Here is a 12067-nt window from a genome sequence, read left to right as displayed (position 1 = left end):
GTCGCAAAAGTTCGCCTGCGTGGACTGATAACCTGCGTAGGCAGGTTTTGTCTGTATAGCCGCGACTTTAGTCGCAAGGGCTTTTAAAATATATTCTCAAATTATTAAATCTGCCACTTTTAAAATATTATTGCATCCACTAAAAGACAGAAAAAATGTAAATATCTAAACTGAATAAGTTATACTTAGTCGCTCTTAATACTGATGGATAAAATACATTTTATCTCCCATTTGGTTGATGCGACTCCCAACCTAAATTTGTTGCAATAAATATTTAGGAAACAGTGTAGGAAAACATCAAAATTATGCGCCCATTGAATATCGGCTTGTCCCAAGAACAACGTCAAGGTGTCATCGATTTATTAAATCATGACCTGTCAGATGCTTATTTACTGTTAATCAAAACCAAAAAATATCACTGGGATGTAGTTGGCCCACAATTCCGTTCTCTGCATACATTGTGGGAAGAACAATACACAGCATTAACAGCTAACATTGATGCACTCGCGGAAAGAGTTCGTGCTTTAGGTGGTTATCCAATTGGCACAGCTAAAGGCTTTCTAGAAAACTCTTCCATTAAAGAAGAAGCAGGAGTTTTACCTAATGCTTATGGCATGGTAGAAAACCTAGTATCAGACCATGAACAAATTATCCGCAATTTGCGCGACCACGTAGACCAATGCGCGGAAAATTTCCACGATCAAGGTACAGCTGATTTCTTAACAGGATTGATGGAACAACATGAGGAAATGGCATGGATGTTGCGTTCCTTTATTGAAGGAGAGCAAATTTCCCCAGATGGCAAACTATCCTCTGATTTAAGAGTTCCTGTAGAAGCAAATAGCAGATAGTTTTTTCTCACACTACTTAGTTAGCAGATGGGGGCGTTACTTATTTTGGTAACGCCCCCTGCTTTTTATTATTAAATCGGCTCAAATTAATTGTATTACAAAAAGATTTGCTGCAACCAAGTACTAGCTAAACCTTATTCATCTTTTTGCCATTGCGCTAAAGTTTGCCAAGCATTAAACCCTCGATACTGAAGATAATTAACTAACTTACTTTTAGTTTTTGGGTCAATATTGCTAAAATCCGTAATGTGATATTTCCGCATTATCTTAGCTTTTAAATTAGTTAGATCGTCTGTTTCTTCATTTTCTTCTTGTGCTGACCAAACTTCCTCAAATACATCGCTAGAAATACCTTTCTCCAAACACTTACGTTTGATCATAGACTTGCCGTACTTTCCTTGAGATGAGGAAATTAAACTTTCGACCAAGCGAGCATCTGATTGATAACCAAGCTCTTGTAAATGATTAATAGCTGCGACGATTTCACCTTCTTCAAAGCCTTTTTCTTTGCCTTTTTTTTCCAACTCACGAGTGCTATATTCTCGACGTGCCAAAAGCAGATAAAAGTAATCAATGCAAGTCATATATAACCTTCATTAATTAAAGAAAAGTTATGAAAAGATTATTTCATAGTTAATATTGTAACACTTTAAATTCAGGCAATGGCTAAAATATACTAGATATATTTCAAGGAATAATGTTAGTGGTAAAAATACTATGTTGCTCAATTTAATTGCAGATTACGGGAATGGCGATCCAGCTTTTACAGAAGTAATTCAACGTCTGATAGCAGAAATACCGGAAGCGCAGATTCACTGTTTTTCAGTACCGCCTTTTAGTACTTTAGCAACGGGTTTTTGGGTGGCGCAATTGGGTTTAAATAAAGGGCCAAAAAATCGGTTAATTTATCATAACTGTGCTCCGCGACAAGACAACCCAGAAGCGAGACAAAATAATGAGGGGGAAGGGTTAACTTATGCTTTGTTACCTAATGATGTGAAAGTTGTCGGAGTTTTTGCCGGATACACCCTTTCTTTTATTAAAAATCATGCCCATGTTTTGCATAGTATAAAAGTTTCTAGGGGAGGTTCGCAGTTTCGATCGCGCGACGTATTTCCTACTGCTGTAGGTGCGATCGCCAAAGGAGATCTCAGCCTTTTAGGAGAGCAATTACACCCCGAACAAATCCCCGACGCACCAACAGACAGAGTAGCTTGGATTGATGGTTATGGTAACATCAAAACCACCATTCCTGCACACACAATTAACTTAAAACCTGAAGAAAAAGTAGTAATTCGAGTCGGAGATGTGGTCAGCGATGCTATATATTCCGATGGCAGTTTTCGCGTTCCTGAAGGGACTTTAGCATTTTCGCCCGGAAGTTCAGGATGGGAAACAGCAACCGGAGAAACTATTCGTTGGATGGAACTATTTTTGCGCGGTGGTAATGCTTGGGAACGTTTTGGTAGACCTCGTTTAAATCAAACCGTAACTGGTCTTTCTTAAATTAAACATCTCCAGAAATTAACGGTGTGTTACTGAAACTCTTCTAGAGACAATGTAGGGGCAATTCATGAATTGCCCCTACATTTGTGATTGTCACCGATGAATAGTAGGCGGAAACTGTTAAGTTCAGCAACAACAATTGCACCATTGCTGATAATGACGCTTAACAGGGGATTGAGGCGACAGAGAACTCCAGCGATCGCAACTGTAACATTAGGAATTAAAATCATTGCGGCATTTTGATCGATCAATTCGGTGGCTTGTTTGGCGATCGTAATTGCCCGCAGAACTCCCTGCAAATCATCTTCTAACAATATTACATCAGCTGTTTCTTGGACAATTTCTATCCCACTGGCAAAAGAAATAGAAACATCTGCATGGGCTAAAGCAGCTGCATCATTGATTCCATCTCCGATAAAAGCAACTTGCTTTCCTTGATTTTTTAATTGGGCGATCCATTCCACTTTTTGATCGGGAAATGTATCTGCATAAATGTGATTTTGGGAAATGCCTAATAAATCACCTGTTTCATTTGCGATCGACAATCGATCGCCTGTGAGCATCCCTACCCAATAATCTTGTTGTTGCAGAGAAGCAACTACATCGACTGCTTCAGCGCGAATGGTATCTGTGTAGGCGATCGCTCCTAATAATACTCTGTCTTGAGCAACATAAATTCTAGCAAAGCGCTCGTTTTGGAAATCAGCAGAATTAGGTTGCAGCAGGGTGAGATCGATGTTTTCTTGCTGGAATAGACGATCGCTACCCACAATAATCTGACGATCTCCCATTCGTGCTACTACACCCAAACCGATGCGGTAATCCTGTACCTCACAGGGTTGAAGCTCGATTTGTCGATCTAAAGCATAGCTGAGAATGGCACGGGCGATCGGATGAGAGTTGCCTTGTTCTGCTGAGGCGGCGATTTTTAACACCTCTACTTCTGAGATATGAGGAGCAGTGGTTCTAATGTCAATCAGAGCCATGTTACCCTGAGTTAAGGTGCCAGTTTTATCAAAGACGATCGCATCAATCCGAGCTAACATTTCCAATGCTCGACCACTACGAATATAAATTCCCTGACGGGCTGCATAAGTCAAGGCTGCCAGCACTGTGGAAGGGGTGACAATGCGGATTCCATGACTAAAATCAAGGTGCAGTGGGGCGAGAGAGCGAACGGGATCGCGGGTGAGGGCAAACAGTGCGCCACTTGCCATTAAACTGGGAACGACTGCGGCATCAGCGACTTTGCCAGCCCGATCTTCTACACGGGTATCATAGATGGGAGCAGATTGCAACAGTTTTACAATCATTTCTAATTCGGTATTTGCGCCAATCTTTGCGGTTGAAATACCAATTTTTCCGGCTACAACTTGGGTTGCTGCTTGGACGTGATGCCCTTCCCAGAGGGAAACTAATTGAGATTCTCCAGTTAATTTGTGTTCGTCAATCAAGGCGGAACCTGTGAGAATCTTACCACTCACGGGAATCCATTCTCCGGCAGCGACAATGACGCGATCGCCTGAAACTAACTCTTTAAACGGAATTTCCTGCTCTATCCCTTCCCGTTCTACCCGCACGTACTGATTGAAACTCTGTATCAAATCAGAAACCTGTTGTTCGCGCACGCGGGCTGTGGCATCACGCAAGGCATCACCAATTTCAATTAAACTTAACATTAAGGCAGGAGCTACAAATTTTCCTTGTATGGCGTAGAATCCTAACCATAAAGCATCCAGTACATCAGCATCTAAGTGTCCTTGTTGGCTGGTGCGTTGAATTACGCGATCGTAAAATGGTAACGCCGCTGCTACCAAAACTCCACCAACGAGCAGCACTTGTACTGGAAGGGCTAACTCTTCCATTAACACAGCTAAACCTAAGCTGAGAATGGGTAATCCCAGACGCTCGATCCAATCAATCTCCGATAGTTGTCCGACTTCGCCTTCTTCTAGCAACAGCGATTCTTTCTTGACTTCTAATAGATCGACTTCCTGAATTATGGCAATTACCTGCTCTCGAATCGTAGCGAGTGAGAGATGCAGGGGACATTCAACTATTAGGCAAGCGATTTTTTGGTTAATCTGTACGCTGGAAACACCTTTAATCGATCGCACCAAAATCTTCAATTTTTTGCTGTAAGCTCGATCGGTTTTGATCCGGGGAATCCTAATTCTCAGACGACCCCCTGCGGCGTGTACGATCGAATATGCAACGGGCAAATTTTCTGGTGGAGTAGTGCGATCGTTTGCCAGATCGATCGTCAGGGGTGAATGGGACATAAAAAATAACTATACTAAACTATTTTTGGTATGCTTCTATAGTTTTATTTACTTGTTTATCTAAATTTACCAGCCTAAAGAGAGAAATTTAGATAAACAATATCCCCTCAGTTTTCAGTTGTCACTAATTTGTTACTTTTCCATAATAAAGTTTAAATGTCTAATAAAATGTGTTTAAGTAACCGAACTTACATACTAAAATTTAATTTTAAACAAGCATTTGCAATTAACCAAGCTAAACTGAGAGGCTACAAACTAATGAGTAACACCGAACCTACTTCTAATGATGTTCAACCCAATGTAGATCCTAACACCGAACCTTACATAAATCCGCATCCTGCTCCAGAAGTCGATCCTAACATCGATCCTTACACAGATGCCGAACCGGATCTGAATGCAGACCCCAATCTGGAACCCTATACAAATCCGCATCCCGATCCAGAAGTCGATCCTAACCTCGATCCCTACACAAATCCAGAATCTGAATAGGAATTTTCGGTAAGTTCCTCATAGATTTGAGTGAAATATAGGGATAATATGCGAATTCTACTAGTTGAAGATGACGAAAATTTAGCAAAGGCATTGACTACCGTTCTCAGTAAACAGAACTATATTTTGGATGTTTCATCTGACGGTGAAATGGGTTGGGAAATGATTAATATCATTTCATACGACTTAGTATTGCTGGATGTAATGCTACCCAAATTAGATGGAATTAGTTTGTGTCGTCGCTTGCGAGAACACAATCAACAAGTTCCAGTGATGCTGATGACGGCAAGGGATTCAATGACAGATAAACTAATAGGATTAGATAGTGGAGCGGATGATTATCTAGTAAAACCATTTGATATCCAAGAATTACTAGCTCGAATTCGTGTTTTATCCCGTCGATTAACAGAAGAATCAAAAGACATTCTTTCTTGCGGTAGTATTCGTCTCAATGCCCAAATGCGGGAAATTACTTGGAATGGAAAAGTGTTACCATTCAGTCGGAAAGAGTATTTATTAATAGAGTTGTTTCTGCGCCATCCTTGTCGTGTTTTTAGCCGAACTGATATTGTCGATCATCTTTGGACATTGGATAAACTGCCAACTGAGGATACAGTAAAATCTCATATTCGCCGGATTCGCAACAAATTAAAAGAGGTGGGAGCAGAAGATTTAATTGAAACACTTTATGGACATGGTTATCGAATCAATCCAAGTTTTTTACAAAGTTCGTTAGCTAGTTCTTCTTTGTCTCCTGCTCAAGGTAAAGAGTTAAATGAAGCGATCGTCCAAATTTGGCAAAATATTCAAGAGGGAGTGTTTCAAAACTTGGAGATTCTGGAAGAAACTATGACAAGTTTGCAATCTAAAATCTCAGATATCAACCAGCTTCAAGCAGCACAAAAAAGTGCTCATCAGCTTGCAGGTACAGTAGCAACTTTTGGTTTTGAAGCAGCTTCTCATATTGCTAAAGCGATCGAAATTCTCTTACAAAATCAACCTTTATCAATTAACTTAGATTCGCTCTCCCAATTAGTGAGAAGTTTACGTTTAGAATTAGAACGATCGCCAGTGAATTTTGCTAATCAAGAAACCCAAACCGATTTTTTAGCTTCTTTGCCGAATTTACCTTTAACTGATAGTGGAGAGATTCGCGTATTGGCGATCGATGATGATGCCACAGTTCTCATTTTACTTAAACAACTATTGGAAGATGTGGGAATCAAAGTTGCTACATTAGAAAACCCGACGCAAATTTGGCAAGTATTGGAAACTGTGCAACCGAATTTACTAATTTTAGATATCAATATGCCTAAAATTAGCGGGTTAGAACTATGTCAAAATGTTCGCAATACAGAACAGTGGAGTTGGTTGCCAATTTTAATTCTTACCGTGCAAACCGATCGCCAAACAGTACAACAAGTATTTGCCTGTGGTGCGGATGATTATCTAACAAAACCGATCGTACCAGAAGAATTGTCTACTCAAGTTATTAACCGGATTAGACGCAGCCAAAAACTGACTAAAATTTAAAGATTGTAGGATTTTCTGGAAATTTACTCATATAACCTATTTTGGAGAAACATCAATGTCAATTCAAGCAAATTCCCTTCCTAATCCAAGTACTAGAGAACACTTTGCCAATCAAATGCGTTTAGTAAGCTGGATTGGTTTTGGTGGTGAACTTACTTTGAGCATAGTTAGTTTCATCATCATATTGATAGCAATTGTCGATCCTAACTTTAACATTAATCTTAAATCGGGATTCGGCTTAATTTCTATTAGTTCAGGATTAATTGTCTTAGGAATTAGCATCTACTGGCTTTTTCATTATATTCAGATTGCCCAAAAATTACTTTCTCCTAATCCGATCGATCATCGTAGTGCAGACGAAGTTCGTAACATTCTCCATACTGGAGTTACAATTCATTTTATTGGGCTTTTGCTTACTATACTGGCAGCCCAAATTATTACCACTACTTTAGTACTTAAAGTCTTAACTATACCTAGTGGAGGAGCAATTTATCAAACTAATCAACTGATTGAACCCTTAGATATATTTGTGGTGCAATCGAGCATTTTAATGATTACCGCTGAAAGTCTTGGACTGTTCATTACTTTTTGGTTGCTAAAACAAATTCATTTGACAAAAAAAGGTTAATCGCCAAACAAGAAACAGGGAACAAGAGAAAAATTGATTCCCTATTCCCTTTCCTTGATATTGCCAATACAACTTAGACAAAAACAAAATTGTTATTCGTCAAACTACTTGCCTGAGTATCAAGTAACACTGCAATATCCTGACCTAAAATGCGAACTGTCGTGTCTGCGCCTGTTTGTCTGAGTGACAAGTTTCTGAAGCTTAAACCCGTGTTGGCAAAGCCGAGCGCAATTCGGACTACTTTTAGTTTTTAGTATGTTCTTTTGCGAAGCGTAAAATTGTCACTCGCGTACTACCAAAACAGCGCAATGAGCATGATGTACAACATGATCGGTGACGCTTCCTAAAAGCACTCGCTCGATCGCTCCATATCCATGAGAACCAATGACAATTAAATCGCAATTTTCCTGTTGAGCAATATCACAAATGATGTTTTTGGGTTCACCATATTCTAACCTAGATATAAACTGAACGCCTTTTTCATGGCAAATATTTTCCGCCCATTGGATAGCTGATTTAGTTTGTTTTTCTTCCAATTGTACTGCCTCTGTTTCCTCTTGCCAAACAGTTGATGGAGCTTCTCCAAAAACACCAGGTAAAGGAGACATAGAGGGAATAATTACAGGTTCTTCAACTCCTAAAATTAGGAAAATACTGTCTTGATGATTAATCAAACGGAGTGCTTGCTCCAGAGCTTTGTGGCTGGTTTCAGATTCATCAATAGCAACCAAAATTTTCATCATAACCTCCAAAATAAAAAGAGCTTTCTATGCTTTAACTACGAGCTGCTTCAATAGCGAAATCGAAAATTTTATCACTTTCATAAGTGTTAAATACAGACTAACACGATCGGGATATTCAACGAGTCTTTAGGGAGCATTTTTTAGTTCTTTGCAAACGTCAGATGCTTTATCTTGGGACGGAGCAAAGGGGCTGGAGCAGTTAAACCATTTGACTACACCAATGTCAACAAATAGAGTAACACCTAAAAAGGCAATAAGTAAAGCTGCCAGGGATAGAATAATTTTTCTTTGATTAGTCACTAGTTTAGCTCCTGCAATTAGCGAAATCATCTGCCTCTGATTTCCACTTCAAATTAATTCATGGTACGACCAAAAAGTGACAAAGTGGTGAAACTTTGTTTTCTGGGTAATTGTAAGTATTTTTTTCACTTTGTTTACACTTTTTCGGCATAAAATTTAAGTAAGCATTATATTAGGTTGTCAATGAAAACTTATGATTATCAAAATGGGCAAAAGATGATAAATCCTTCTGGAGATGAGATCGAGCGACTATTCTCCGTACTTAGTCATGAATTGCGTACTCCGATCACTTCTCTACAAGCGGCGCTCGACCTATTACAAATGTATCAACAGGAGGAGCAATCATCGGAAGTACAAGCACTCTTAACCTTAGCTACTGATAATACCGATCGCTTAACCCAAATTATTGAAAACATCTTAGATTGGTATGAAATTACTCATAAAACAGATATTATGTTTAAGCAGCCCATAGATGGGGCAATCCTAATTAAGTGTGTTGTGGATAAATTACAACCTCTGGCAATTCAGCAACGAGTTCAAATTTATCTAGATATTCCTAAATCTATTCCTTTAAATGTAGATAATTATTATTTGAGTCGGGCTTTATCCTATCTTCTCCGTAATGCGATTAAGTTCTCTGGGTCCGATCGCCAAGTTTGGTTAACTGCAACAGTGGTGCAAACTTTAGATTCCGCTATACGGGCGACTCATGAATTGCCCTTTACTTTACCCTACGTGCTGATTACTGTTAAAGACCAAGGTGCGGGAATTCCTGAAACTGCCTTAAAGCAAATCTTTGAACCCTTTCAGCAAGTTGACTCTTCAGATACTCGTCATTATGGAGGATTGGGATTAGAACTGGCAATCTGCGATCGCATCATTCAACAGCACCAAGGCAAAATTTGGGCTGAAAGTACATTAGGAGATGGCAGTACTTTTTATGTGGCCCTACCTATTAAAAAATAGCGGGTTTTGGCATCTACCCTAAGATAGAAGTTAATTACCTCTTAAGTTTTATGCCATAAGATAGATAGGGAGTGCAAACAGGAGAGCCAGAGTGGACGATCGCAATAAAACAAAAGAGGAACTAATACGAGAATTGCAGGCACTACGAGCCGAGGTGGAGCTTCTCAAAGGGAACTCTTCAACCTGTGATTTACCTGTTAGTTGGCTCCCTTTGCATAATGCGAAAGTCGATCGCTCCTCAACTGTGGCTGTCAAAACTCCGCTTTTAAAGACGAGGAAGAAGGGAAATTTGACCCTACAGGCAAAAGAAATCGGGAACGAGATCTGGCAATACAATTTAAGGAAGTACCAACAACAGCAAGAACTCATTCAATCAGAGCAATTATTCACTGGATTTTTTAGTGGCGCAACAAAGTCTCATGTGGGATTATTCATTGTTGACACAAAGTTGCAGTTCCTTCACATTAATCAAACCCTAGCAGATATCAACGGATATTCTATTGAATTCCACTTAGGTAAATTGTTACCCACTTTGTTACCAGAACTTGCTCCGACCTTAACTCCTTTATTCCAGGCTTTAATTGAAAGAAAGCAATCAAGCGCAAATTTGGAAGTATCAGGTTATGTACCCAGTCAGCTGGGAGTTTTACGCCATTGGTTAGCCTCCTATTTTCCCATTTTCAGCCCAACAGGTGATTTGATGGCGATCGGGGGCATGGTGCTGGAAATCACAGAGTATAAACAAGCGATCGAAGCATTGCGCCAAAATGAATTTAATCTGCGTACTGCACAACGAATTGCTCATGTGGGAAGTTGGCATTGGGATTGCGTACAAAAAACTGTCATCTGGTCTGAAGAGATGTATCGGATTCATGGATGCGACCCTAATCAACCTCCACCTCAAAAAAAAGAACTGGAACCTTACATCCATCCAGAGGACTTTGCTCACTATCAGCAGTTAACCGATCGAGCCTTAGCTGGATACTCCTTTGAAGTCGATCTACGCATCATTCGCCCCGATGGAGAAATTCGCTACATTGAAGCGCGAGGAGAACCGGGAGTTTTCAACGAACAGGGAGAATTGTTGCATTTGTATGGCACGGTGTTGGATGTCACCGATCGCAAACGAGTAGAACAGGCATTACGTAAAAGTGAATTTGCCCTGCGAGAAGCCCAAAGAATTGCTCATGTGGGCAGCTGGCAATGGGAAGAAGGAAGGAAAGTTTCCTGGTCTGAAGAAATTTATCGCATTCACGGACTCGATCCCAACAGTTCCGTGCCCGATCTGGACAAGATGAGTAAATACATTCATCCAGATGATTTAGAAATTCAGCAAGCAATGCACAACGCATCAGTAAGGGGTGAACCTTATGAATTTGATTTGCGAATTATCCGTCCAGATGGAGAAGTTCGCTATGTCGAAGCTAGAGCAGAACCTGGGATTTTTAATGAACGAGGGGAGTTGATTTGGTTATTTGGTACGGTGTTGGATGTGACCGATCGCAAACGAGTAGAAGCGCAACTGCGCCAAAGCGAAGCAAATTTAGCCAGAGCACAAAAAATTGCCCATATCGGTAGTTGGGAGTATGACATTGCCAGCCAAACTTGCACTTGGTCAGAGGAATTGTACCGCATTCATCAACTCGATCCGAGTAAACCTCCGCCAGTGGGTGAACAGATGGATTGCTTGATTCATCCTGATGATTTATGGATCGATCGACAACTAGTGAAAGCTCCTCTATTAGCTGGAAAACCTTGTGAAGCAGATTTGCGGATCGTGCGACAGGATGGCGAAATACGAGATATTGAAATTCGGGGCGAGCCAACTTTTGACTCGCGAGGACAAGTAACAGGTTGGGTAGGAACGGTAATGGATATTACCGAACAGCGTAAATTAGAACGTCTCAAACATGAATTTATTTCTATTGTTAGTCATGAACTGCGAACTCCCCTCACCTCTATGCAGGTTGCTTTAAGTTTGCTCGATCAACAATTGGTCGATCCAACATCGGAAGACGGACAAGGAATGATTCACGTTGCCACAGAAGGAGTCGATCGCCTAGTGCGTTTGGTAAATGATATTCTCGATTTAGAACGGCTTGACTCTGGTAAGATTTGCATTGAAAAACAGCTTTGTTATCCCGCCGATCTGATTCAAAGTGCGATCGACCAAATGAAAAATTTGGCAAATAAATCAAATATCAAATTTGAGGTGTCTGTAGTACCTTGTCCAGTTCAGGCTGACCCCGATCGCCTGATCCAAGTTCTTACCAATCTACTCAGTAATGCAATTCGCTTTTCTCCAGTGGATTCAACTATTCAAATTCATGTAGAAAGATGTTCTGAGTCTGTGCAAAATGTATCTTTAGGGGATAGGGGTCAGGGGTTAGGGGCTAGGGATTCTTTAGGGGATGGGGGTCAGGTGTTAGGGGATAGGGAAGAGTCTTTCTCCCCAACACCTACCCCCCAACCCCCAACCCCTTCCTCTTCCTCTTCCCCAACCCCCACCCCCCAACACCTAACCCCTTCTTCGTTCTTGCAGTTTATGGTTAAGGATCGGGGGCGTGGCATTCCTAGCGATCGGTTAGAAAAGATTTTTGAGCGATTTCAGCAAGTAGATACCTCTGACTCCCGTGAGAAAGGCGGAACTGGATTAGGATTAGCGATTTGCCGGACTATCATTGTGCAGCATGGAGGAAAAATTTGGGCAGAAAGCATTTTAGCCAAAGGCAGCAGTTTTTATTTCACTTTACCGATTTGAGGGGGCGG

The 12067-nt window shown here is 40.6% G+C and carries 11 protein-coding genes; 7 read left to right on the top strand and 4 right to left on the bottom strand.

Features of this window, described 5'->3' with window-relative positions; genetic code table 11:
* Positions 1 to 305: 305 nt before the first annotated feature.
* Positions 306 to 851, top strand: a complete 546-nt coding sequence (locus ACE1CA_RS05180) for a Dps family protein (RefSeq protein ID WP_413277335.1) — start codon at positions 306 to 308, stop codon at positions 849 to 851.
* A gap of 134 nt (positions 852 to 985) precedes the next feature.
* Here the strand turns inward: ACE1CA_RS05180 and ACE1CA_RS05175 are convergent, their stop codons facing one another.
* Positions 986 to 1435: a regulatory protein RecX gene (locus ACE1CA_RS05175; protein ID WP_413277336.1), complete on the bottom strand. Its 450-nt coding sequence runs from the start codon at positions 1433 to 1435 to the stop codon at positions 986 to 988.
* A 133-nt stretch (positions 1436 to 1568) separates the two neighbouring features.
* Here ACE1CA_RS05175 and ACE1CA_RS05170 point away from each other — a divergent pair, with 133 nt between their 5' ends.
* A complete protein-coding gene (locus tag ACE1CA_RS05170) occupies positions 1569 to 2357 on the top strand; it encodes an SAM hydrolase/SAM-dependent halogenase family protein (protein WP_413277337.1) in 789 nt (262 codons plus the stop codon).
* A 65-nt stretch (positions 2358 to 2422) separates the two neighbouring features.
* Here ACE1CA_RS05170 and ACE1CA_RS05165 read toward each other — a convergent pair whose 3' ends face one another.
* Positions 2423 to 4639, bottom strand: coding sequence for a heavy metal translocating P-type ATPase (locus ACE1CA_RS05165; protein WP_413277338.1), 2217 nt, complete (start codon positions 4637 to 4639; stop codon positions 2423 to 2425).
* Between the two features lie 258 nt (positions 4640 to 4897).
* Here ACE1CA_RS05165 and ACE1CA_RS05160 point away from each other — a divergent pair, with 258 nt between their 5' ends.
* The 3 genes from ACE1CA_RS05160 to ACE1CA_RS05150 are packed head-to-tail and all read left to right on the top strand — an operon-like array spanning position 4898 to position 7289.
* Complete coding sequence (locus ACE1CA_RS05160; protein ID WP_413277339.1) at positions 4898 to 5128, top strand: hypothetical protein; 231 nt, start codon at positions 4898 to 4900, stop codon at positions 5126 to 5128.
* A gap of 48 nt (positions 5129 to 5176) precedes the next feature.
* Positions 5177 to 6661, top strand: coding sequence for a response regulator (locus tag ACE1CA_RS05155; protein ID WP_413277340.1), 1485 nt, complete (start codon positions 5177 to 5179; stop codon positions 6659 to 6661).
* A gap of 55 nt (positions 6662 to 6716) precedes the next feature.
* Entirely contained in the window at positions 6717 to 7289 is a 573-nt protein-coding gene (locus tag ACE1CA_RS05150; protein ID WP_413277341.1) for a DUF3611 family protein, read from the top strand.
* Between the two features lie 281 nt (positions 7290 to 7570).
* On the opposite strand, the gene ACE1CA_RS05145 is transcribed toward ACE1CA_RS05150, so the two are convergent.
* Both ACE1CA_RS05145 and ACE1CA_RS05140 read right to left on the bottom strand, forming a co-directional pair.
* Positions 7571 to 8032 (bottom strand): universal stress protein, encoded by a 462-nt coding sequence (locus ACE1CA_RS05145; protein ID WP_413277342.1) that lies wholly within the window; start codon positions 8030 to 8032, stop codon positions 7571 to 7573.
* A gap of 126 nt (positions 8033 to 8158) precedes the next feature.
* Entirely contained in the window at positions 8159 to 8332 is a 174-nt protein-coding gene (locus ACE1CA_RS05140; protein WP_486517664.1) for a hypothetical protein, read from the bottom strand.
* A gap of 183 nt (positions 8333 to 8515) precedes the next feature.
* Between ACE1CA_RS05140 and ACE1CA_RS05135 the strand changes: the two genes are divergently transcribed.
* Positions 8516 to 9298: a sensor histidine kinase gene (locus ACE1CA_RS05135; protein WP_413277343.1), complete on the top strand. Its 783-nt coding sequence runs from the start codon at positions 8516 to 8518 to the stop codon at positions 9296 to 9298.
* Between the two features lie 91 nt (positions 9299 to 9389).
* Positions 9390 to 12059: a PAS domain-containing protein gene (locus tag ACE1CA_RS05130; RefSeq protein WP_413277344.1), complete on the top strand. Its 2670-nt coding sequence runs from the start codon at positions 9390 to 9392 to the stop codon at positions 12057 to 12059.
* Positions 12060 to 12067 lie beyond the last annotated feature (8 nt).

Origin of the sequence: Floridaenema evergladense BLCC-F167 (genome assembly GCF_041929205.2) — a bacterium.
Classification (GTDB): Bacteria; Cyanobacteriota; Cyanobacteriia; order Cyanobacteriales; family Aerosakkonemataceae; genus Floridanema; species Floridanema evergladense.
This window is presented reverse-complemented; position numbering and strand designations above follow the sequence as displayed.